Annotated in this window: 19 protein-coding genes, 1 tRNA gene and 1 pseudogene; 10 read left to right on the forward strand and 11 right to left on the reverse strand. The window is 30.8% G+C overall.

Translation table 11 applies throughout. The features are described from left to right. Position 1 precedes the first annotated feature (1 nt). The 3 genes from G0Q09_RS02655 to G0Q09_RS02665 all read left to right on the forward strand — a co-directional run bounded on the left by G0Q09_RS02655 (position 2) and on the right by G0Q09_RS02665 (position 1,529). Complete coding sequence (locus tag G0Q09_RS02655; RefSeq protein WP_125350778.1) at positions 2-697, forward strand: YjjG family noncanonical pyrimidine nucleotidase; 696 nt, start codon at positions 2-4, stop codon at positions 695-697. A gap of 76 nt (positions 698-773) precedes the next feature. After that, a complete protein-coding gene (locus tag G0Q09_RS02660; RefSeq protein ID WP_219033883.1) occupies positions 774-1,370 on the forward strand; it encodes an LURP-one-related family protein in 597 nt (198 codons plus the stop codon). Positions 1,371-1,455: 85 nt separating this feature from the next. After that, positions 1,456-1,529 (forward strand) — tRNA-Arg (locus G0Q09_RS02665). Positions 1,530-1,569: 40 nt separating this feature from the next. Here G0Q09_RS02665 and G0Q09_RS02670 read toward each other — a convergent pair. The 4 genes from G0Q09_RS02670 to hisS form a co-directional block, all read right to left on the reverse strand. After that, complete coding sequence (locus G0Q09_RS02670; protein WP_257468033.1) at positions 1,570-2,013, reverse strand: hypothetical protein; 444 nt, start codon at positions 2,011-2,013, stop codon at positions 1,570-1,572. 1 nt (position 2,014) lies between these two features. Further along, positions 2,015-2,239, reverse strand: coding sequence for a hypothetical protein (locus G0Q09_RS02675; protein ID WP_219033884.1), 225 nt, complete (start codon positions 2,237-2,239; stop codon positions 2,015-2,017). Positions 2,240-2,317: 78 nt separating this feature from the next. Next, positions 2,318-3,238: a PfkB family carbohydrate kinase gene (locus G0Q09_RS02680; protein WP_219033885.1), complete on the reverse strand. Its 921-nt coding sequence runs from the start codon at positions 3,236-3,238 to the stop codon at positions 2,318-2,320. A 138-nt stretch (positions 3,239-3,376) separates the two neighbouring features. Next, complete coding sequence (gene hisS, locus G0Q09_RS02685) at positions 3,377-4,747, reverse strand: histidine--tRNA ligase (protein WP_219033886.1); 1,371 nt, start codon at positions 4,745-4,747, stop codon at positions 3,377-3,379. 305 nt (positions 4,748-5,052) lie between these two features. Here hisS and recF point away from each other — a divergent pair, with 305 nt between their 5' ends. The 3 genes from recF to G0Q09_RS02700 are packed head-to-tail and all read left to right on the forward strand — an operon-like array spanning position 5,053 to position 7,385. Next, positions 5,053-6,132, forward strand: coding sequence for a DNA replication/repair protein RecF (gene recF, locus G0Q09_RS02690; protein WP_219033887.1), 1,080 nt, complete (start codon positions 5,053-5,055; stop codon positions 6,130-6,132). Beyond that, positions 6,129-6,431, forward strand: a complete 303-nt coding sequence (locus G0Q09_RS02695; RefSeq protein WP_125350784.1) for a DciA family protein — start codon at positions 6,129-6,131, stop codon at positions 6,429-6,431. Before recF ends, G0Q09_RS02695 begins: the two co-directional genes overlap by 4 nt. After that, entirely contained in the window at positions 6,432-7,385 is a 954-nt protein-coding gene (locus G0Q09_RS02700) for a YheT family hydrolase (protein WP_219033888.1), read from the forward strand. A gap of 33 nt (positions 7,386-7,418) precedes the next feature. Here G0Q09_RS02700 and G0Q09_RS02705 read toward each other — a convergent pair whose 3' ends face one another. The 6 genes and pseudogenes from G0Q09_RS02705 to G0Q09_RS02730 form a co-directional block, all read right to left on the reverse strand. Continuing rightward, positions 7,419-8,090 (reverse strand): hypothetical protein, encoded by a 672-nt coding sequence (locus G0Q09_RS02705; protein WP_219033889.1) that lies wholly within the window; start codon positions 8,088-8,090, stop codon positions 7,419-7,421. Positions 8,091-8,178: 88 nt separating this feature from the next. After that, positions 8,179-9,675, reverse strand: coding sequence for a RagB/SusD family nutrient uptake outer membrane protein (locus tag G0Q09_RS02710; protein WP_219033890.1), 1,497 nt, complete (start codon positions 9,673-9,675; stop codon positions 8,179-8,181). A gap of 9 nt (positions 9,676-9,684) precedes the next feature. After that, a complete protein-coding gene (locus G0Q09_RS02715; protein WP_219033891.1) occupies positions 9,685-12,678 on the reverse strand; it encodes a SusC/RagA family TonB-linked outer membrane protein in 2,994 nt (997 codons plus the stop codon). Between the two features lie 138 nt (positions 12,679-12,816). After that, positions 12,817-13,386: pseudogene (locus G0Q09_RS02720) on the reverse strand (IS982 family transposase); the annotation flags it as partial. A gap of 460 nt (positions 13,387-13,846) precedes the next feature. Then, positions 13,847-15,250 carry a DUF5689 domain-containing protein gene (locus tag G0Q09_RS02725; RefSeq protein WP_219033892.1) on the reverse strand — a complete coding sequence of 468 codons (1,404 nt, stop codon included), beginning with the start codon at positions 15,248-15,250 and terminating at the stop codon, positions 13,847-13,849. Between the two features lie 26 nt (positions 15,251-15,276). Continuing rightward, a complete protein-coding gene (locus G0Q09_RS02730; RefSeq protein ID WP_219033893.1) occupies positions 15,277-18,021 on the reverse strand; it encodes a carboxypeptidase regulatory-like domain-containing protein in 2,745 nt (914 codons plus the stop codon). Between the two features lie 91 nt (positions 18,022-18,112). On the opposite strand from G0Q09_RS02730, the gene G0Q09_RS02735 reads away from it, so the two are divergent. Both G0Q09_RS02735 and trpA read left to right on the forward strand, forming a co-directional pair. Beyond that, on the forward strand, positions 18,113-19,318 hold the full coding sequence (locus G0Q09_RS02735; protein ID WP_219033894.1) for an endonuclease/exonuclease/phosphatase family protein: 1,206 nt from the start codon (positions 18,113-18,115) through the stop codon (positions 19,316-19,318). Between the two features lie 2 nt (positions 19,319-19,320). Continuing rightward, on the forward strand, positions 19,321-20,088 hold the full coding sequence (trpA, locus tag G0Q09_RS02740) for a tryptophan synthase subunit alpha (RefSeq protein ID WP_219033895.1): 768 nt from the start codon (positions 19,321-19,323) through the stop codon (positions 20,086-20,088). A gap of 74 nt (positions 20,089-20,162) precedes the next feature. On the opposite strand, the gene tyrS is transcribed toward trpA, so the two are convergent. Further along, positions 20,163-21,458 carry a tyrosine--tRNA ligase gene (gene tyrS, locus G0Q09_RS02745; protein WP_125350013.1) on the reverse strand — a complete coding sequence of 432 codons (1,296 nt, stop codon included), beginning with the start codon at positions 21,456-21,458 and terminating at the stop codon, positions 20,163-20,165. Between the two features lie 129 nt (positions 21,459-21,587). On the opposite strand from tyrS, the gene G0Q09_RS02750 reads away from it, so the two are divergent. After that, positions 21,588-22,490 carry a CorA family divalent cation transporter gene (locus G0Q09_RS02750; RefSeq protein ID WP_219033896.1) on the forward strand — a complete coding sequence of 301 codons (903 nt, stop codon included), beginning with the start codon at positions 21,588-21,590 and terminating at the stop codon, positions 22,488-22,490. A 6-nt stretch (positions 22,491-22,496) separates the two neighbouring features. Further along, on the forward strand, positions 22,497-23,498 hold the full coding sequence (locus tag G0Q09_RS02755; protein ID WP_219033897.1) for an NAD-dependent epimerase/dehydratase family protein: 1,002 nt from the start codon (positions 22,497-22,499) through the stop codon (positions 23,496-23,498). The last annotated feature ends 4 nt before the right edge of the window (positions 23,499-23,502 follow it).

Consider the following 23,502-nt stretch of genomic DNA (forward strand, 5'->3'; position numbering starts at 1 on the left):
TATGAACACAATAAAACACGTTTTTTTCGATCTTGATAACACACTTTGGGATTTCAGAAAAAATGCAAAACTCGCGCTAGATGAGCTTTACAAAAAGTATGATGTAGAAAATAGATATGGTTTTACATTCGAGGAATTTCATCCATTTTATCACGATAGCAACGAAGGTCTTTGGGCTTTGATTCGTGACAAAAAAATTACAAAAGAAGAATTACGTGCTCGTCGTTTCAAAGAAGCTTTTGATAATCTTGGGATTGATAATGATGCTCTAGCAAAGATTTTTGAAGAAGAATACATGGAAACGATTACCAATTACAATGAAGTGGTGGATGGAGCAATGGAATTGTTGGATTATTTGAAACCAAAATATCAATTACACATTATCACAAATGGATTTATCGAAGTTTCGAAACGTAAAATTGAAACATCAGAATTAAATGGTTATTTTGATACGGTAACTTATGCAGACGAAATCAAAATCTTGAAACCTGATCCTCGTATTTTTTCTTTGGCAATGGAAAAATCTGGTGCTAAAAAAGATGAATCAATTTACATTGGTGACGATTGGATTGCGGACGCTGTTGGCGCAAAAGCTTTCGGAATGTCGGCGATTTTCTTTGATCGATTAGATGATAATTTTTCGATGGATGATGTTCCAACGATTACACATTTAGATGAAGTAAGAAATTATTTATAAACTTAAGGTTCAGAAATTCTGAACCTTTTTTTATGTCCGAAAAAAATCTATTTTTGATAAAAATTACTCAACACTTATGAATTTAAGCAACCTAAAATTTCCGCTTGATATAAAGTTTCATATTGCAACTTTTTCGAATGATTTTTCTGTAACAGACGCTAATAATCAACCTGTATTTTATGTACGCGAAAAAATTCTTTCGTGGCGAGATGTGATTAAAATCTACCGTGATTCATCGAAAAAAGAAGAACTTTTTCAACTTCGTTCGAATAAAATCATCGACTTTCAACAAACTTTTACCATTACAGATGCGAACGGAAATGTTATTGGTAAAGCAAAGCGAAAAACTTTCAAATCCTTTTGGAAAGCGACTTTTCATATTTACGACGCAAATGATAATCATTTATTTACAATCAACGAACGTAGTGGTTTTACACGCATGATGGACGGAATGGTTGGTGAAATTCCCGTTGTAGGATTTTTCTCCGGTTATATTTTCAATCCAAAATATGTTTTAACTGATTTACAAGGAAGAGAAATGATGGAAGTATCAAAAGAACCTTCATTCTTTGGACGAAAATTTAAACTAAATCAATATCAATCATCCGAAAATGATACACTTTTTGTTTTGAGTTTTATGATGATGCTCATAAGCGATAGAGATCGAGGATAATTTTATTTAAAAAAATATTTGCAGATTCAAAAATAGTCTTTATATTTGCAGTCCAAAATAAGAACAATAGTTTCTTATCCGGAATGGCCGAGTGGCGCAACTGAATAGCGCACTTGATTACGGCTCAAGAGGTTACAGGTTTGAATCCTGTCTCGGTCACAAAAGCAAAAGCTCATCAAAATTTGATGAGCTTTTTATTTTAATACACTTCTGTTTCTTGCGGAATTTCTTCTACTTTTTGAGATTTTTTTGTCATAAAAAATATACAATTCCCAAACCACGTAAACCAAAAAATATAAAATCCGAAATGGAACGTCTTTTTCAATAAACGATGTGAGGTTTCAGTAAAATCGTAATAGCAATAAATTAATCCAATAATTCCCATAAAAAGGAAAATGAGAGGCAATAACAAACGTTTAAAACGTTTCGTTGTTTTCTCATTCCAAATGGATAATACAATAAAAATAACAGCTTGTATAGCGAATAATAACAAGGCTGTTTTCCACCACGATTTCAGGATCGTATATTCGTTGTAAATAATTGTGATTCCTATTTTACCGATGAATGACATTTTCGAAATCATTATTCCAGAAAGTAAAGAGGAAAATGCCAATATGAGAAGATGTATAATTTTGTTTTTCATTTTAATTAAAATATAAGAAAGCAACACCAAATATTAATCCAATTAGAATTAACAAACCTACTACTGCATTATAAAATTTATGCCAACCTGATTCATTTTGAGAAAATTCCTCAAAATTTAACTTTGGATTAAATAGTTTTAAAATAATATATCGAACTCGTATTCCAAAAATTTCTATTATAAGTTCACTAATCGCAATAAAAATTATTTCAAGAATAATCTGCATATAAATAATTTACAATCTAATATAAAACAAAAAAGCCTTGCAAATGCAAGGCTTTAAATATTTTGATGAATAATTCTCTTATAAATTAATTGAGAAATCCATTAATTTTTTGAATTCTTTCAAACGTTCAGCTAAACCATCACGTGTTAAATCTCCTAATGATTCAGTACCGAATTTTTCACATGTTACAGATGCTAATGCAGATCCGTAAACAATTGCACGTTTCATGTTATCGAAAGAAAAATCGTTTGTTTTTGCTAAGTATCCGGAGAAACCTCCTGCAAATGTATCTCCTGCTCCTGTTGGATCGAAAACATCTTCTAATGGTAAAGCTGGTGCAAAGAAAACATGTTCTTCTTGGAATAATAAAGCTCCATGTTCACCTTTTTTGATGATAACTGTTTTTGGTCCGAATGTCATGATTTTTTTAGCAGCTTTCACTAAACTATATTCACCTGACATTTGACGCGCTTCTTCGTCATTAATAGAAATTACATCAACATCTTTGATCACATCCATCAACTCGTTCCAAGCACAATCCATCCAAAAGTTCATTGTATCTAAAACAACCAAACCTGGACGCTTTTCTAATTGTGTCAACACTCCTTTTTGTACCAATGGATGTAAGTTTCCTAACATCAAAACGTCTGGAGATTTGCGATCTTGAGGAACAACTGGATTGAAAGTTTCTAAAACATTCAATTCTGTTGCTAACGTATCACGTGTGTTCAAATCGTTGTGGTATTTACCTTCCCAAAAGAATGTTTTTCCTTCTTTTACGATTTCTAAACCATCTAAATTAATTCCTTTTGAAATTAATAAATCGATGTATTCTTGTGGAAAATCTCCACCAACAACTGAAACGATTGCTGTATCCACGCCCAATAAAGAAGACGCCATACCGATATATGTAGCGGCACCACCTAAGATTTTATCTGTTTTCCCAAAAGGAGATTCTAATTTATCAAAGGCAACTGTACCAACTGTTAATAAACTCATTTTATATTCTTGATTAAATAGTTTGCAAATATATTGAATAGATTTGAATTAAGGCATAATGCCTATTTATTATTTTGTATCTAAACCTTATTTAACTTGTTATATATTAAACAAATACAATTAGATTCTTTCCAAAATCTATAACGCATTAGCCAAATCAGCAAAAGCAACTTCAGTTTGTTCTCCCGAAATCATATCTTTTACAGTCGCTTTTTGCTCTGCAATTTCTTTCTCACCCAAAAGAATTACTTTCTTAATTCCTTTTTTATCAGCATATCCCATTTGTTTTTTCATTTTTGCATCATCAGGATAAACCTCTGTATTAATTCCACTTTGACGTAATTGTTTTACCAATTTCATTGCCTCAGCAGCTTCTTTCGTTCCGAAATTAATGAACAATGCTTGGATATTTGTTGAATCTTCTAAAGCTGGGAATAAATTATTTTCTTCTAAAACTAAATATGTACGATCTAATCCAAAAGAAATTCCTACTCCAGAAATATCTTTCAATCCAAAAATTCCTGTCAAATCATCGTAGCGACCTCCTCCACCAATAGATGAAGAGAATTCTCCGATTTTCGCTTTCACTTCGAAAATAGCTCCTGTATAATAATCTAAACCTCTAGCTAATGTTAAGTTTAATACTAATTCAGCAGATTGTAAACCAATAGTTGTTGTATTTTCAAAAACAAATTCTAATTCTTCAATTCCTTTTAATCCAGTTTCCGAAGATTTTAAAATTTCTTTTAATTGAGCAAATTGTGTTTCATAATCTCCATTCATTGAGAATAAAGGTGATAAAATTTCAATCGCAGAATCAGAAATTCCTTTTCCACGCATTTCTTCTTTTACCGCTTCTTCACCAATTTTATCCAACTTATCTAAAGCCACTGTAAAATCAATCAATTGAGCCGAAATATCTGCTACTTCTGCTAAACCTGATAAAATTTTACGATTGTTGATATGAATTTCAACTGGCGTTTTTAATTCTGTAAAAACTGAATCATATAATTGTACAAAATCAACTTCTTGTAACAACGAATCCGAACCTACAACATCCGCATCACATTGAAAAAACTCACGAAAACGACCTTTTTGAGGACGATCGGCACGCCAAACTGGTTGAATTTGATAACGCTTAAATGGGAAAGTAATCTCATTTTGATGCTGTACAACATAACGTGCGAAAGGCACAGTTAAATCGTAACGTAATGCTTTTTCAGAAATTTGCGAAATTACTTTTTGACTATTTTTATCTGTCAACAATTGCTCATCAACTTTTGCTAAATAATCTCCAGAATTCAAAATCTTGAAAATTAAACGGTCTCCTTCTTCTCCATATTTACCCGTTAAAGTTGATAAATTTTCGAATGATGGAGTTTCGATTGGAGAAAATCCGAATAACACGAACTGTTTTTTGATCGTGTTGATAATATATTGACGACGATTCACTTCTAAAGGCGAGAAATCTCTTGTCCCTTTTGGAATCGATGGTTTTTGAATTGCCATTTTTCTATATCTTTCTTTTAAAGATGCAAAAATACATCATTTTGATTTTTAACTCGACATTTTGTTTCAAAATCATTGTTTTAGAAAGAATTTAATTAAAATTCATAAAGTCAACCTGAACTCGTTTCAGGTTCACATCACGTTATTAAAAAATAAATTATGCTGCAGAAAGATTCTGAAACAAGCTCTGAATGATAATTCTATACAAAATTAAAAAGAGGATGAGAAGCTGAAATAAATTCAGCTTGACAATCACTACACAAATCAATCTTATAAATCTTAATTAATATCGTAATTTTGCTTTTATGTATTTAAAAGAACTTAAAGCACGACAATTCAAGAATTTTGATGAAAATAATTTCGAATTTTCACCAAAGATTAATGCTTTTGTAGGTCAAAATGGAAAAGGAAAAACCAATATTTTGGATGCAATCCATTACTTGGCTTTAAGCAAATCATATTTAAATCATTCAGATGCGATGAACATCCAATTTGATTGTGATTATTTTACATTAGAAGGAACTTTTGATAAGATTGAAAAAGAAGATATTATTTTTTGTTTAGTTCGATCTGGGCAAGCAAAACAATTAAAAAGAAATTCGAAATCGTACGATCGTATTTCTGATCATATAGGGCAATACCCTTTGGTTATGATTTCGCCTTACGACAGTGATCTAATCAAAGAAGGAAGTGAAGTTAGACGTAAGTTTTTAGACAATATTATTTCGCAATCGAATAAACAATATTTAGCTGATTTGATGCGATACAACAAGGTTTTAGTTCAACGAAATGCGTTGCTAAAATATTTTGCTGCAAATAATACATTTGATTCAACTTCTTTGGAAATTTATGATGAAGAATTGATTCATTTAGGAAAGAAAATACATGAAGTACGAAAAGAATTTATTCAAACTTTTTTGGAAGCTTTCCTAAAATATTACAATGAAATTTCAGAAGGTCGAGAAAAAGTTAACATCGAATATGTTTCACAATTAAATGACGCACCTTTTGAAACGGTTCTGAAAGAGGCTTTGTACAAAGATCGTTCGACACAATATTCAACAGCTGGAATACATAAAGATGATTTATTGTTTACAATTACCAATTATCCAATCAAGAAATTTGGTTCGCAAGGTCAACAAAAATCGTATTTAATTGCCTTGAAATTGGCCCAATTAGAAGTTATCAAATCTTCATTAAACATCACTCCTTTATTATTATTGGACGATATTTTTGATAAATTGGACGAACATCGTGTAACACAATTGATTAAATTAGTAAACGAGGAACGATTCGGTCAAATTTTTATCACCGATACACATCCCGAAAGAACAGAGCAAATCATTAAACAAATTAATTCTGAAAGTAAAGTTTTCCGTTTATGAAAAAGTACGAAAAAAGAAGTAATCAGCAAACGCTTGGTCAAGCTTTGGAGCATTTCATTAAACAAAGTGGAAAGGAAGAATTGATTTGGGAAGTGAAAGCAGAAGAGGCTTGGCAAACGGTGATGGGAAAGTTTTTCGAGAAATATACTGATCGTGTTGAAGTAAGACAACGAGTTTTATATGTTAAAATTAATTCTCCTGCAATGCGACAAGAATTATTGATGGGAAAATCAAAGATTTTAACTAATATAAATGAAGAAATTAAAAAGGATTTTTTAGTTGACGTAAAAATATTTTAAATGCCTTACATTGAACATTCGAGTTATCCGAAACCTAATTTCATCAATCGAAATGCTCATCTTTCTACCATTATTCCGGCGAAATTTAAGAAATATCCTGTTCCAAATTACACTAGAGAAAAAATGGAAACTGATGATGGTGATTTTCTGAATTTAGATTGGCGATTTCAAAATAATAAAGACAAATTAGTTATACTTTTTCACGGATTAGAAGGCGATTCGAAACGAACATATCTTAATTCGTGTTCAGATTATTTTTATAACAAAGGATTTAATATTTTGGCTTGGAATCACAGAACTTGTGGAGGTGAAATGAATAAAACTTGTCGTTTGTATCATCATGGATCGATTGATGATGTACATCGCGTGGTTGAAAAAGCAATAGCAGAAAATTACCAAGAAATTTATTTGATTGGTTATTCGATGGGTGGTGCTTTGGTTTTGAATTATCTTGGAAATTATGAAGTTTTGAACAAAATAAAATCTGCTGTTGTATTTTCTGCTCCAATTTCTTTGAAATCTTGTGCCGATACATTGAAAATATTTCCGAATACAATTTATTTTAAAAATTTCAAACGCACTTTAGTTCCAAAATTTAAAATAAAAGCAAAACAATTTCCAGGAGTTCTGAATGAAAAAATGATTGATAAGATCAAAACATTTGATGAAATTGATGATTATTTTACTGCACCAATGCATGGTTATAGCAGCAAAGAAGATTACTATCACAAAGCTTCGCCTGCAACTGTTTTAGATCATATCAAAACACCATGTTTGATTGTCAACGCTGCAAATGATCCTTTTTTAGGGAAAGATTGTTATCCTATCGAACGTTTTAAAAATCATACATTTTGCACTTTCGAAATGCCAAAATATGGTGGACATTGTGGTTTTCCATTAGAAAACAATAAACATTCTTGGGCCGAAATTAGAGCTTGGGAGTTTATAAAATAAAAAAACCTCGAAGTAAACTTCGAGGTTTTGATATTATTTATTTATAAACTTTGTTAATTTTATTAAATCAGATTCGTTTGTAGAATTAATTTTTTCTTTATTTATATATGCTTTTATCTTATCATCTTTAAAAAAATTAATAAATTCTTTTTTCTTGTTAGGAATTAAAATAATATCATTCTTAAAATTCATAAAATAAATTGGCTTATCAGATGTATATTCTTTCGTTAATGTTCCGACATCCATTATATCTTCTTTTTGTAAAATTTCTTTTAAAATTACTTTTTCCTTTTTATAAAGGTTAATATTTTTTCCTTCTGAAAGTATTTGTAAAAAACCAGATTCTAAATTACCATCTTCTAATTTATAATGCTCTATATAAATAAATTTTTTATTACTATTTATAAAAGTAATAATCATATTCTGCAGCTTATCTAAGTCATAAGAAACATTCTCGTTTAGATACTCCATTTCATCAGAGTAGTGATTATAACGCAATAACTTTACATTAGAATTAGCACCTTCTATAGTAAATGGTGAAAGTCCATCCTTTAAATAAGGATTACCTTTTATTGACAAATCAATTTTAGATAATTGAATTCTATGGCTACCTTGAGAAACACCTACTGTCAATGGGTCGAGATTAACTTGACCGTTTACATAGCATATAAAAAATAAAAAAATAATACTATATTTAATTTTCATAATTCAAATTATATTTAATTGAATTTACAAATATTATGTCAATAAAAAAAAGACTATCTTAAAAAGATAGTCTTTTTTATTACTTAAATTAATATCCTGACGTTTGTGTCATATTAGGATTTCTATTTATTGTACCTTGATCAATAGGCAATTGCCATTTATGACTAGTAGGTGTTAAAGTTTGTCCAACAGGAACGCTTCCACTTCCATCAGCATAAAAACCATTTCCTGATCTTTGAATACCATTTTTATATTGCGCAGGTACATTTACATTTTGCAATCTTTTTAATGTAAACCATCTATCACCAGTTTCAAAAGCTAGTTCCTTACGTCTTTCCAGAATAATTGCATCAAATATAGCTACTCCTGTTTCCCCTCCTGCATAAGAAGAATATCTATTGTTTCTTAATTTATTTAATGTTACTAAAGCTCCTCCTTGATCACCAGATAAATATTGTGCTTCAGCTAAATCTAAGATAGTCTCTTCAACTCTCAAATAACGTCCATTATTTACTCCTGGAATATTTGTAGCTTTATTTCCTGAAATATATTTATTAACAGCAATTGTAGACTTTCCGTTTGCATTAGCTGGACTAAATAATTTAACACTAGCCGACATTCTTTCAGGCTCTGTAGTTGGATTAAATAACGCATAAAATCTTTTATCTACAGAATATTCCATATTAATATTAGCATCGCTTATTCCTTGACTATAGCTTACTCCAATTGCAGGATCATTTGTTAAAACAAAAGGAATTTCAAATAATACTCCATTACTATTTACACCTTTCCACATATTTAACAATTGGTCTTTAGCAACAGGATTAACCTTATTTACAACAGGTTGTGCATACTCAATTACTTTAGTATAATTCCCTAAATATAAATAAGTTCTAGCTAACAACGCTTGTACAGTATTACTATTAATTCTATCAGTACCAGCAATTGCGTTTAAATTACTCAAAGCTTCAGTAAAATCTTTAAGTATTTTATCATATACTACTTTAACATTCTCTTCTCTACCTGGAGATTCAAAAGGTATATATTTATCTACATATGGTATCCCTTGAGAACTTAAAGCATCTGCACTTTGAGTTGGTATTTTAGCATAAGTTCTTGCAACCTCTAAATGTACCAATGCTCTTAAAGCTAAAGCTTCACCCTTTATTTGACGTTTAAAATCTCCTTCTGGTAGATTATCTATTTTAGATAAAATTAAATTAGCTCGCATAATAATATTATACGATGAATTATATTTTGAAGTTGGAGTCATATTTCCATCATACTCCCATTGAGTAGATGCTAATCTATTTGCCTGACGACCATTAGTATTAAATATTACATCATCTGCTAATATATCTCCTAAAACATTTATATCTGAAGATCCGTTAGACGCTGCATAATACCCAGATTGTTTAAAACCTTGGTAAACTCCTAATATAGCTCTTGTAAAATCAGTCGGAGTTTGATAAAAGTTATCTACAGCTATACCTGTAGGAGAATCTTGCATAATATCATCATCACTACAACTATTAAATGATAACAATAACGACAAAGCTAAAAATGTTATTTTAATTTTTTTCATCTTTTTTTTTTAGAAATTAACATTTAAACCTAATGAATAAGTTCTTGTATTTGGATATGAAAATAATGAATATGCGTTTGCAATAAATCCTGCATCACCAGGAACAGCATATCTACTACTTGCAGTACCAGCAATAGGATTACCATGGAATTTAGTCCATAAAGCCAAGTTTTGTATTTGAGTAAAAATTCTAACTCCTTTTAAACCAGTACCTTTTAATAATTCGTCAAACGTATATCCAAGAGATAAACTTCTAAAGTTTAAATAATCAGATTTCTCTAAGAATTGAGTCGAATATCTAAATCCAGCTGACGTTGGACGTTGAAATTCTGTTTGATCACCTGGATTTCTCCAATAATCATTTGCTTGAACAGCTTTATTATTAGTTGTTGTAGGACTAGTTAATATTTGATAGGTGTTATTATAAGTATAACCTCCAGCACTAAAAACAAAATCTGCATTTAAATCAAATCCATAAAACTTAGCATTCAATCCAAAACCTCCTGTTAAAGTAGGCATAGGAGATTTACCTGTCGCTATTGCATCTCCTGCATTATAAGTTTCAGTAATATTCCCATCTAAATCATAGTATTGCGCATTACCATTATCTCTATTAATACCTGCAAATTTCACCATATAAAATTGATACGGAGATCCTCCTTTTATATGTTTCATATCTTCAACAGTTCCAGAAACTATTAATTCGTCTAAACCATTTAAGTCATTTATTTTATACTTCATTTTTGTTAAAGTACCATATATACTTAAACCATACTCTTTCTTATTAATAATGTCATAATTTAATTCAACCTCTACCCCACTAGAAACTAACTCTCCAGCATTAATAGTTGTTGTAAATGAACCTGTTTCTATTGGTAACTCTTTAGTAAATAAGAAATCTGTACGTGTATCTTTGAAATACGAAACGTTACCTGTTAATGATCTATTAAGCAAAGCAAAGTCTAATCCTACATTTAATTTCTTATTAATTTCCCATGTAGTATTAGGATTTGCAATATTTAAAGATGGAGCAGCAATCCCTTGATTATTATATGTTCCAGTCATAGACATTAAAGTCAAATTAGAATATCTTGCTAAACCTGAATCATCTCCTACTTCACCATAAGATGCTTTCAACATCAAACTATTAACAAATTTATTAGATCTTAAAAAGTCTTCTTTTGCTATATCCCAAGCAACAGACGCTCCCCAAAAAGTTCCATATTTATTATCTAATCCAGCTAAAGAAGTTCCATCTCTTCTTACATAACCATCAACAAAATATTTTCTTGCGTAGTCATAATTAATTGACCCTAAATACCCAAAACGAGTCACAGCCCATCTTGCAGTATTTGAAGACTGTAATTTAGTTGTAGCTAAACTTTGTACATCTTGATAATCATTTGGAAATCCTTGAGAACTTAAAGTCATAGAATAACTAGATTGATTAATATACTCTGAAGCTATAGTTGCTCTAATATTATGTTTATTAAATGACTTTATATAACTAACCTCATTTCTCCAGTTATAATCAAGTCTATCAAGACTCTGATCACTTTTCGATCCACCAGAACCTAAAATAGCCATTAAATTAGCAGATGGCGCTATAAAATTCTCATATTGAAGTCTTCTATATGTTGCTCCAAATGTTGTTCTAGCAAATAAATTTTTAGCTAATTCATATTCAAAAAATGCTGACCCATATAATCTGAACGTTCTAGTTTGATTTTTAGTATAATACATCTCATCTAATGCATTATAACCCATAGCGTTTACAGATTGATTGAATGTAGGATCTCCATTAGCTTTATATATAACATTACCATTGTTATCTAATTTATAAACACTAGCATATGGTCTATTTTGTAAAACACTATAAAAAGCATTTTGACCATTATTAATATCTCTAGGTTCATCTAATGTCTGATAAGATCCATTTACATTAATACCATATTTAGCTTTATCTGATAATTTAGACGAAATATTAAGTGTTCCAGTAATTCTATCTAAACCTTTGTAATAGTTAACAGCACCTGAATTTTTATCATAACCAATTGAAAAAGATTGAGAATCTCCATCAATATTACTAGCCATATTAAAATAATGAGATGTTATTAAACCGTTCTTAAAGAATGAATCATTCCAATCTGTATCAATCTTAGCTAACTGATCCATTTGAGCTTGTGTTCTAGCCACTCCACCTGCTACTCCTTTGATTGAGGATAAACCATTTTGATAATCTAATAATTGTCTTGAGTTCATTACATCCATATCATTTTGTTTCATCATCTCAGTAAAACCAATTCTTGATGAATATGAAAATGATTTAGAATTTTTCTTAGCTCCTTTAGTTTTGATTATAATAACTCCATTTGCACCTCTAGCACCATAAATAGCTAATTGTGAAGCATCCTTCAAAACAGTAACATCCTGAATATCTTGTGGATTTATAGTATTCATATCTGTAACTGACATATAAGTACCATCAACTACAAATAATGGAGACTTATTACCTCCACCTAATCCCATAGCTCCACGGATTGTTACATTAGAAGTAGCTCCAGGCGCTCCATTCTGAGCTTGAGAAGTTAATCCCGAAACTTTACCACCTAACATTTGATCAACAGATAATGAAGGATTAAAGTTTTCTAAACTTTTACCAGATACAACTGTTTCTCCTGATTTAGAAGGAGAATCAAAAATACTTGTAATAACAACCTCTTCTAAAGCTGTTTCATCTGAATATTTTAAAGCTCCTAAATTTGTAGAAGTTACTTTAAATTCTTTTCCATTGATAATAATTGTATCACCAACTTTAGCATCGATGTTAAAATTTCCGTTCTCGTCAGTATATGCAACTTTATCAGTCCCTTTTACAGTTACCTCTACGTCTGACTCTGGAAAATTGTTAGCATCGTTAACTACACCCGTTACTTGAGCAAAAGCCACTGTTCCTAATCCTAGGAAAGCTAATAAGCCCAAAGATGTTAATCTTCTCCTCATAGTTTTAATATTTTATAACATTTTAGACAAAACTCTAACTTTTTTTTAAGATTTCCAAAAAGTTAAGTATTTTTTTTTATTATCAACATCTTTAAAGAAATAACTTTACATTATTATATTCAGTACCCGTTGTGCATTTTAAATAATTTGAGTTTTTTGATTATTAATATTTCGATTTAAGTGTATTTTAATAATGTACTGATTCAATGTTAGTGCAGTAATTTTAGCTAGAATTCTGGTTTTAAACCCCTCAAAAGTCTTTGCATAATTGCGTCTAATCATAAACTGATCACATAGTTGAGAAAATAAAGTTTCAATTCTTTTTCGATACTTTTTAAATGGATAAAACTGAGGTTTGTAATCTTTTTGATTGGATCTTTTCGGTGTTTCTAATCGAATATGAACTTCATTAAATAAGTCAATTTGAATTGTTTGTGACAAATAACCTTTATCCCCAAGTAGCACTCAATCTGATAGTTGAGATTTTATATCTTTCAAAAAATGAATATCATGAACAGATGCGGGACTGATATCAATACTCTGGAAAACAACATTTAAAGAACAAATAGCATGAAGTTTATAGCCATAAAAAGTCATTTGCTGAGAAGCACAAAAACCTCTATTTGGTGCACTGTACTGATGTTCTTTGCAAAATTTAGAGTGATTAATTCTTGCTATTTTACACACCTCCAATGGTATACTATCAAGTTAAATTAATTTACTTATTTTCAATTTAATGAACAACTTTATTATTTTCAATCAAAATGCACAACGGGTGTCTTATATCTTTTCTTACTACGGAAGTTTTGTTAGGATATCCAATTCTCTTCATAGTCTTATTTTTATAAAATAGGGTAACAAATCTGAACACTATTTTCTATAGAAAAAACGAATGATACATAATTAACATTTTATCCAAATAAGACATACATTGCTTTATTTTTATCAATTATCCATTATTAAATGATTAATAAATCTTTTTTTTATTTTTTTTTATAAAATTAAAATCGATACTCATTAACAGATAATTTTTATTTGAATTTTATACATTTCAGAATGTGAAATCACGTTAAAAAATGAAGAATATTTAGGAATTTATTAACCTAATAAAAACAAAAAAAGGCAACCAATTGGTTGCCTTAGATATTATAGTATTGAAACTGATTAATTAGTCAATTTTGATATTATCGATAACTAAATCATATGCCGATTTTGATCCTACTTTTAATGCAAAAACATCTTTACCTGATGTTTTCATTAAATCAACTCCTGTTAGATCAAGTGTAACTAAAACCCATTCTCCTTTCGTGTCAATAGTTCCTGTATAACTATTTGTACCATTATTACTACTATTTAAAGCAGCTTTTGTTAAAGTTACAGAAGAAGATAAATCTCCTACGTTGTACACATCATAACCTCCTGCAGCTCTATAAACATTTAAAGACAATGATTTTGCAGATGTACCTTTCACATAGAATGTAATTTTTTTAGAAGTTGAAGCTGGAGTTAACGTATTAATCGCTGTAAAGACGTAATCATTAGCATCTGGAGTTCCTTTTATTTGTAATCCATTACTATTATCTCTTCCTAATCCAACTCCACTTGTAGCATAACCTTTTAATCCGAATGATGTATTAATAGAAGCTAAAAAGTCTGCCCAAACATTAAAATCAGAACCTTTGAACAATAAATTTGCTGCTTCGGAATTATTGCCTCCACCTGGATTTTGGCCTCCACCTACATCAAAACGAGGTTGATCGAATTTTACATCTTTTGTATCACGGATAAATAATTGGTAAGTTGAATTGTAAATACTAACAACTACAGTAATCTCTCCACTACCTTTAGGTAATTCTTCATTGTACCATTTAGCATATCCAGAATTACGTAAGGCAACTGTTTTACCTGTTTTATCTACTAATACACGATTAACAGTTGTAGCTTCCACTCCATAAGTTTTATCTGTATCTGGAGATTGAAACTGAATATTTTTTATTGTTACCAATGTATTCAAATTCCCAGCATTTAAAGCTTCCGACAAACTATTAAATACTTTTGGAGTAATTGTTTTTACAGGGTCACATGTTTTGATCATATATTTCTTCATATTTATAGAAGGTATACGACCAACTGCATATTGTGGGTCAACAGATCCTATTTTCATAATTCCTCTATCTTTCGCTACAACTAAACCTTTCAATCTAATTTGGATTCTCGCTCCTAAAGGATAGCTTGTATATAGATTAGATCCATCAATTTCAATCTGGATTCCTGTTGTTGGGTTTTCTACTTTATCTTGTAATGAAATTGTTTTATAAAAATTTCCTGTTTCGTCACTTGAAATTACATAAGCATCCATTACAAGATCTTCTGCTACTGCTCCATTTGAGTCAAGTTTTAATTGTCCTGAAGTTACTTTAGTTGTTAAATCAGCTATTGTAATATTTGCTGTTAATTTATCAGCACAATCGATTGGCGGAGTTGAATAATCATCATCTTGTACACAAGATTGAGTTATAAATAAGCCTAAGCTCAAAAGACTTGCTATTGTTAATTTTGATATTGTATTCATTTTAAATTGTATTCGTTGTTAATAAATTAAAATCTGAAATAAATGTTCGCGAAATAAGTTGTTCCCATTCCATAAAACATCTTTGGACCAAATAAAGTTCTATAATTTGTATCGATCGCTTTCTCGTAGTTACCAATTCTTAATTGCTCAAAACCTCCAGTAACGTAGTTTTTATTATTCAACACGTTATTAATAGTTCCTGAAATACCTGCAGAATATTTCCCTATACGAAATGTTTTTCCCATGTTAATATTTAACATGATTTCGTTACTTAACTTTTCTTGTTTTAAAATCTTTTTTAAATCTTCATTGTTTACGTCTAATAATTCTCCTCCTTCAGCCTCACTTTTTGTAAAAAAGTTTACAGTTCTTCTATATGCGGCTGGATCAATATAATTGTTAGCTAATAAGTTTCCTGAAGCTCCAATCCACCAGAATTTAGGATCACGGTACTCTGCACTTAAAGAGAAACCAGATTGTGGTCCGCTTCCTACTTTATAATTATGAAGATAAGCAGTTCCGAAGTTTTGGTAAGGAACTCCAATGTTTCCAGGTTTCACATAATCATCAGAATATAAATTATAGTTTGGATTATCTTTATATAAATATTGACCGATAGAAGCTACAGCTGAAAGAGTTAAAACAGGTAAAACCTGAGCTTCAATTGCTAATTCTGTTCCTAAATATTCTTTTCCAACACCTGTCATTACTTCTGTAACGAACACTTGATCATTTGCTCCGTCGATATAACCAAAAGCTTTTTCAATTTCGTCTTTTGTTCTTGTATAAAATGCCGTAGCACGCGCTTTAATACGTGGAGCTCTTAAAATATATGATAAATCACTTGAGAATATTTTTGCACTTTTTACTCCATCAACAGTTACATTCGTTACACGAGCATTTGGAAAAATCTCATCAGAAGTTGGTGCTTCTGTTTGGTACATAACATTTGCCTGAATAAAATTACGACCATCTAATTTTACTAAGAAATTAGATTTCACTCCAAAATCTAAGAAATCGTAAGTTTTACTTTTTCCATAAGAATTAGTCTGATAAGATTCGTGCATCCATTTACCATCACGATAAAATTTCGTCAAAGCAGCTTTCATTCCAATTGTTACATCTAAAAATTTTCCTTTTATTTTAGATTGAGCGAATAAATCTGCATAATCACGATTAATTTCATAATTATACCCTTGACGCTGCCCTTTTGTTGGCTGATAGTCAGGGTCTAAAATGTTAAATCTAGCATGAGTAAAGTTATCTTTATTCTCAACATATTGTCCACCTAATAAATCTTGTATTTCACGATATAATTGAGATTTCGTATTTTGATAAGAAGCTGCAATTGTCAAATCTATATTAGGCGCTAACTCTGTCTGAAAATTCGTATAAGCAGTTGCTGTTTTATCTTCGTTAACATCTGCAGTCAACCAATAAACAGATCTCCCAGCATTGTTAATATTAGCTTCATATAAACTTGTCCAATCTATTTGAGAAATTTGGCCACTTCTCCATAATTCAGTTTGATTGTTTATAGCACTTTGACTTGCTCCACTATATGCAAAATAAGATGGTAAATTACGATAGTAAACTGGAGAAGGATTATTTCCTGCAAACCAATCTAAACGAGAACTACTTTCTTTACCAAATTGATAAGAAACTGTTGTTGTTAATTTTGATTTATTGTTAATATTCCAATGATGCGTCAACATATTAATAGGCTCGAATGTTTTCTTTACACGCTCATTACGTTTTTCACCATCTTGCCATCCCCAATAAGAATTGTAATAAATCCCCATCATATCCACAACTTCTTGTGTATTAGGTGAACCTGTAGAACGACGAGTTGGCGCACCAAAACTTGTAAAGTTTAAAGTATGTTTTTCATTAAACTTTTTCTCAACTCCTAAGTAGTAAGCGTATGCATCATAAAAAGTACCTTCTATAATACCTTCTTCTGCCCAACGTCTACTTCCAGAAACCATAAACGCCCAACCATTATCCATCAATCCCGTATTATATGTAGCCATTACACGGTTTCTGTATGAACGATTTGTACTAGAATAAGCCAAACTTACTCCCTTACGCATTGTTGAAGGACGAGTATCAAAATTTGTAACTCCACCTAAATCACCAAAAGCATAATTAGAAGGTTCAATTCCGTATGTTAACTCATCTGGACGACGAGTTACATCATTCAAACCTCCCCAGTTATTAAAAGTTGCACGACCATTATCCATTTTGTTCATACGAACTCCATTAAATAATACGTCATTATATTTGTTATCTAAACCTCTTGGTTTAAACCAATACGAACCTAATTCGTACGCAGAAACGCGAGCAAAAACATCGCGAGAAGATTGTAAAAGTCCTGAATTTGAAGCTGTCGAACTTTCATCATCAGATAATTCATCATCTGTTAATGTAATAATTCCAACTTCTGCTGTATTTGGATTAAATGTTAATTTAATATCACCTAAGTCAAGCTCTTTTTGTCCTGCTACAGTGATTTCTTTTTCATATGGGTCGTAGCCCACGCCATAAACTTGTAATTTGTATGTTCCATCCGGAATATCTACAAACTGAAAATAACCTATACGATCGGTGATAGCAGCATCGCTTACTGCTCCTCCGTCCAAACGTACAGTGAGGTTATAAACCTCTTCACCTGTAGCAGCATTTTTTGCTACCCCAGTAACCTTTGTTTGCGCCTGCGCCATAGCGACAGTTGCAGCAAAGACTGAAAGACTTAACAATAATTTGTTCATTCAAACGAATTTTTATTTATAAATTAGCTCTCTATTTCCTTCATCAGAAAAAATAGGACAACAAATTTAGTAAATTCATAATTAATAACATATGTTTAAAATTAATAAATCTTTAACTTTATTAATAATTTTTAATTTATTCTTAACGTTAAATGTTAAAGCTCAAAGCAAATATTCAAGTGCAACTGTAGCGTTTTACAATGTCGAGAATCTTTTTGACACCATAAAATCAGTTGGATATGTAAATGGAACTTTACCTTTTAATGACAAAAATTATCACATTCAGATTGCAGAATCTGACATATCGAAGTACGAAACAGAAGAATTCAAACAAAGTTATACGTACGAAAATATAAAAGGAAAGAAAATTATCCGTCCATTAATTCTTCAAGAAGAATTTTTACCAAACGGAAATAAAAGATGGAATACAGAAAAATATTTCCAAAAAGTCAATAATATTTCAAAAGTTATTAGCGAATTAGGCGCAGATGTTACAGGCTCTGCTCCAGTAATCGTAGGTATTTGTGAGATCGAGACAAGAGAAACTTTAGAAGATTTAGCAAAAAGCTCTGCTTTGAAAAAATACGATTATGGTGTTGTTCATTTCAATTCGTTTGATGCTCGTGGAGTTGATACAGGTTTATTGTATCAAAAATCTCGTTTCAAGGTAATTGATGCAAGACCTCATCCAATTTTCAATTATGATGCTAAAGGTAAACGCAAATATACGCGTGATATTCTACAAGTTACAGGTTTATTAGACGGTGAAGAAATCACTTTTTTAGTGAATCACTGGCCTTCTCGTAGTGGTGGAGAAAAAGTTTCGATGCCAGCTCGTATGGAAGCAGCAAAGGTGATGAAAGGAATTTTTGATGAGTTAAAATCTAAAAATCCAAATGCAAAAGTAATTGCAATGGGTGATTTTAATGATGATCCTATTTCTCCAAGTATTAAAAACACATTTGATCCGGCCGGAGAAATTGCTAAAGTTTCGGATAACGGATATTACGATCCTATGTTACCTTTATATAAAAAAGGTGTTGGTACTTTAGCTTATCGTGATGCTTGGAATCTATTTGATCAGTTTATCTCAACTTCATCATTGGTTACAAAAAATAAAGATTATTCAACGTATAAAATCTTCAAAACTGAAATTTACAACAAAGATTATTTAAAAGCGACAGAAGGTGCATATAAAGGCTTCCCTAACCGTATGTGGAGCGGCGATACTTATCGTGCAAACGGTTATTCTGACCACTTTCCAGTCTATACAATCTTATTAAAACAAGCAAAATAAAAATGAACAAGTTAGAGCAATTATTTAGTAAAAAAAATAAAAACCTCATTACAATATACACAACAGCTGGGTATCCGAATTTATCGGATACCCCTGTTATTTTAAAAGAATTAGATCTAAATAATGTTGACATTATCGAAGTCGGTATTCCATATTCTGATCCTTTAGCTGATGGTCCAACAATACAAGCTACAAGTGAAAAAGCGTTAGCAAATGGAATGACATTGGACATTTTGTTTGAGCAATTAAAATCGGTTCATAATCAAATATCTTCGCCAATTGTTTTGATGGGTTATTACAATCAAGTAATGACATTCGGATTAGAAAAATTCTTACAAAACTGTCAAGAAAGTGGAGTTTCAGGCTTGATTTTACCTGATATGCCGTACGAAATTTACTTGACGCAACACAAAGAATTATTTGAGAAATACGATCAAAAAGTTACATTTTTAATTACACCTTTAACAACAGAAAAACGCATTAAAGAGATTAATGATGCAACTTCTGGATTTGTTTATATCGTTTCGAGTTCAGCTACAACTGGTGCAACAGAATCTAATTATAATGAAGATTTTTTGTCAAATGTTAAAAATCTAGGCTTAACAAAACCACATCAAATTGGATTTGGGATTTCGACAAAGGCTGATGTAGAAAAAGCTTGGAATTACGCAAATGGAGCAATTATAGGAAGTGCTTTTTTACGCGTTTTAGAAAATTCAACCGGAAATCTTTCAGAAGCCATAAAAAATTATCTTTCAGAATTGAGATAAAAAAATAGTTTTCAAAACAAAAAGCAAGCTTAATTCAGCTTGCTTTCTATTTTGGAAATGTTTTATCTAAAAAATTATTCAACAATTAAGATGAAATAATTCTTTTTACCTTTTTGTAATAAAACATATTTATCAGCAATTAAATTTTCTGTTGTTAATACAAATTCTTCCGCTACTTTTTCTTTGTTTACAGAAATTGCGTTTGCTTTTAATTCACGACGCGCTTCTGAATTTGATTTTAAGAAACCTGATTTTTCAGCTAAAGCAGTTACAATATCCAAACCAGCTTCGATATCAGCTTTTGCAATAGTTGCTTGAGGCACACCTTCGAAAACTGATAAGAAAGTATCTCCATCTAATTCTTTCAAATCTTCTGAAGTTGATTTTCCGAATAAAACTTGAGATGCTTTTTCTGCTTTGCGTAATTCTTCAACACCATGAACTAAAATTGTAATTTCAGTTGCTAATTTACGTTGTAATTCGCGTAAATGTGGCTCTTGACGATGACGCTCGATTAAATCATCAATTGCTTCTTTTTCTAAGAATGTATAAATTTTGATGTAACGTTCTGCATCCGCATCCGCTTGATTTAACCAAAATTGGTAGAATTTATAAGGAGATGTACGGTTTTTATCTAACCAAATATTTTCACCACCTTCTGATTTTCCAAATTTAGTTCCGTCTGCTTTAGTTGTTAATGGACATGTAAAAGCAAAAGCTTCACCTTGTACTGTACGACGAATTAATTCTGTTCCAGTTGTGATATTTCCCCATTGATCAGAACCTCCCATTTGCAATTTTGCACCTAATTCTTTGTACAAATGCAAATAATCGTATCCTTGAATCAATTGATATGTAAATTCTGTGAAAGACATTCCGACATTCGATTCAGAAGAAAGTCTAGATTTTACAGAATCTTTCGCCATCATGTAATTTACAGTAATGTGTTTTCCGACATTACGCGCAAAATCGATGAACGAAAAATCTTTCATCCAATCATAGTTATTCACCAATAAAGCTGAATTTCCATTATTCGTATCAAAATCTAAGAAACGAGACAATTGTGCTTTAATTCCAGCAACATATTTATTCAATGTTTCTTCGTCTAATAAACTTCTCTCTGCTGCTTTACCAGTAGGATCACCGATAAAACCAGTTGCACCACCAACCAAGGCGATTGGACGATGACCGTGACGTTGCAAATGAACCAATAAGAAAATAGGAACCAAACTTCCCACGTGAAGAGAATCTGCTGTAGGATCGAAACCTACATAACCAGAAGTCATTTCTTTATTTAGTTGTTCTTCTGTCCCTGGCATAATATTGTGAACCAGTCCTCTCCAAGTCAATTCTTCAATTAATGGATTCATAGTATTTTAATATATTTTTTATCTAATTTTTACAAGATACAAAGTTATGATTTTTCAGTAGATTATAAATGATCTGTCAAAATAAAACTTATTTGATATATTTATTTAAAATTTGAATAAAAGGAATACATGCAAACACTTTTCGAGAACGAAAAATTTAAATGGATAAACTTACAAAATCCAACAAAAGTTGAGTTGAATGAAATTGCCACAAAATATTGTTTTCAGAAATTAACGATTGAAGATAGTTTGGAGCCTGGACATTTACCTAAATATGAATCAGATGATTCAAAAGTTTCGTTTTTGTTAATTCGTTTTTTTGATAAAGAACACCGTATGTTGAAAAACACTGTTCGAGAATTTAGTCACAAAATCAGTATTTACATCGGTGCAGATTTTATTGTGACTGTTCATCAAAAGGAAACGGATATTTTTGACAAAATTCAGAAAAAGTATTTAGCTAATACTGATTCTTCTAAAATCATTATCAAAGGAATTTTATATCGTATTATTTCCGAAACCATCAAAACTTACGAAGAGCCTGCATATCAAATGGACGAAGAAGTTAATCAACTCGAGCATTTGATTTTTACGGATGATTTTAGAAAAATTAAACTTCCTACCTTATATAAAATCAAACGAGAAGCTACAGCTTGCAAAAAAATATTAGATTATACGCTTGAAGCTCTGAAAGAATATCGCGCGGATAACAAAAAGACAAGTTCATCACAGGATTTGTACGAAGAAAACGTAAAAATGTTACACTTGCATTCGCAAATTGTAGATGATGTACAAAGTTTGTTAACAATTTACCTTTCGTTAAATGGACAAAAATCGAACGAAATCATGCAAATGCTTACCGTTTTTTCAGCATTTTTCTTACCCTTAACTTTTATCGCCGGAATTTATGGAATGAATTTCGATTTCATGCCCGAGTTAAATTACAAATTAGGCTATCCAATTTGTTTACTTGTCATGTTATTAGTGGTAATTTTTATTTACTTTTGGTTCAAGAAAAAAAAATATTTATAATTCAGTATGATTTTCGTAACGGGAGGAACAGGTTTGGTTGGCGCGCATTTGTTGGTAGAATTGGCAAAAAAGCAACAACCTATTCGTGCCTTAAAACGAAAAACATCGAACACAGCAATCATCAAAAATTTCTTTGCAGAACAAAACGCTTTACAGTTTTATCAATTTATTCATTGGATTGATGGTGATTTGTTGGATGTAACTGAACTTCCGAATTTATTAGACGGGATCGAAACAATTTATCACGCTGCAGCTTTTGTTTCGTTTGATGAACGTCAAGAAGAAGAAATTTTCAATACGAATATTTTAGGAACTGAGACTTTGGTAAATGAAGCTATTGATTCTGGCGTGAAAGAATTTTTCTTCATCAGTTCTATTGCTTCGATGGATGATTTGAATCCCGCAACTAAAATGATTGACGAACGTTCTGGTTGGAATAATGGCTTAACACATTCTTCTTATTCTATCTCAAAATTTAGAGCAGAAATGGAGGTTTGGCGCGCTTCACAAGAAGGCATTAAAGTTATTATTATTAATCCTGGTGTAATCATCGGAACATTGGATACTAAACGTGCAAGCGAAAGTTTATTTCAACAAAATTCGTCAAAAAGCGATTATGCACCTTCTGGTGGAACTGGTTTTGTTGATGTTCGCGATGTGGTGAAGATTTTTTTAGAATTAATTAATCAACAAGCTTACAATCAAAAATTTGTGGTAATTTCTGAAAATAAAAGTTACCGAGAAGTATTTGATTTTGTTTCGATCAATAGCAAACGTTCAATCAAAAATGTTTCGAATACAACCTTGAAAATCATTAAAAATCTATCTATTTTTAGTCGTATTTTTGGTGGAAAATATATGACAAAAGCGAATTATTATTCGTTGACAACTTATACCAAATACGACAATTCTAAAGTTAAAAATTTGCTTCAATACGAATTTATTCCAATCAAAGAAGCAATTGATTATCATTATAAACGCTTTCAAAAGCTGAATTCTACAAAATAGTTTA

The organism is Empedobacter falsenii, from assembly GCF_019308355.1.
GTDB lineage: Bacteria > Bacteroidota > Bacteroidia > Flavobacteriales > Weeksellaceae > Empedobacter > Empedobacter falsenii_B.

Excerpts from the sequence above, each read along its gene's own strand:
- G0Q09_RS02655 (WP_125350778.1), top strand. The coding sequence starts at position 2 with ATGAACACAATAAAACACGTTTTTTTCGATCTTGATAACACACTTTGG.
- G0Q09_RS02660 (WP_219033883.1), top strand. The coding sequence starts at position 774 with ATGAATTTAAGCAACCTAAAATTTCCGCTTGATATAAAGTTTCATATT.
- G0Q09_RS02670 (WP_257468033.1), bottom strand. The coding sequence starts at position 2,013 with ATGAAAAACAAAATTATACATCTTCTCATATTGGCATTTTCCTCTTTA.
- G0Q09_RS02675 (WP_219033884.1), bottom strand. The coding sequence starts at position 2,239 with ATGCAGATTATTCTTGAAATAATTTTTATTGCGATTAGTGAACTTATA.
- G0Q09_RS02680 (WP_219033885.1), bottom strand. The coding sequence starts at position 3,238 with ATGAGTTTATTAACAGTTGGTACAGTTGCCTTTGATAAATTAGAATCT.
- hisS (WP_219033886.1), bottom strand. The coding sequence starts at position 4,747 with ATGGCAATTCAAAAACCATCGATTCCAAAAGGGACAAGAGATTTCTCG.
- recF (WP_219033887.1), top strand. The coding sequence starts at position 5,053 with ATGTATTTAAAAGAACTTAAAGCACGACAATTCAAGAATTTTGATGAA.
- G0Q09_RS02695 (WP_125350784.1), top strand. The coding sequence starts at position 6,129 with ATGAAAAAGTACGAAAAAAGAAGTAATCAGCAAACGCTTGGTCAAGCT.
- G0Q09_RS02700 (WP_219033888.1), top strand. The coding sequence starts at position 6,432 with ATGCCTTACATTGAACATTCGAGTTATCCGAAACCTAATTTCATCAAT.
- G0Q09_RS02705 (WP_219033889.1), bottom strand. The coding sequence starts at position 8,090 with ATGAAAATTAAATATAGTATTATTTTTTTATTTTTTATATGCTATGTA.
- G0Q09_RS02710 (WP_219033890.1), bottom strand. The coding sequence starts at position 9,675 with ATGAAAAAAATTAAAATAACATTTTTAGCTTTGTCGTTATTGTTATCA.
- G0Q09_RS02715 (WP_219033891.1), bottom strand. The coding sequence starts at position 12,678 with ATGAGGAGAAGATTAACATCTTTGGGCTTATTAGCTTTCCTAGGATTA.
- G0Q09_RS02725 (WP_219033892.1), bottom strand. The coding sequence starts at position 15,250 with ATGAATACAATATCAAAATTAACAATAGCAAGTCTTTTGAGCTTAGGC.
- G0Q09_RS02730 (WP_219033893.1), bottom strand. The coding sequence starts at position 18,021 with ATGAACAAATTATTGTTAAGTCTTTCAGTCTTTGCTGCAACTGTCGCT.
- G0Q09_RS02735 (WP_219033894.1), top strand. The coding sequence starts at position 18,113 with ATGTTTAAAATTAATAAATCTTTAACTTTATTAATAATTTTTAATTTA.
- trpA (WP_219033895.1), top strand. The coding sequence starts at position 19,321 with ATGAACAAGTTAGAGCAATTATTTAGTAAAAAAAATAAAAACCTCATT.
- tyrS (WP_125350013.1), bottom strand. The coding sequence starts at position 21,458 with ATGAATCCATTAATTGAAGAATTGACTTGGAGAGGACTGGTTCACAAT.
- G0Q09_RS02750 (WP_219033896.1), top strand. The coding sequence starts at position 21,588 with ATGCAAACACTTTTCGAGAACGAAAAATTTAAATGGATAAACTTACAA.
- G0Q09_RS02755 (WP_219033897.1), top strand. The coding sequence starts at position 22,497 with ATGATTTTCGTAACGGGAGGAACAGGTTTGGTTGGCGCGCATTTGTTG.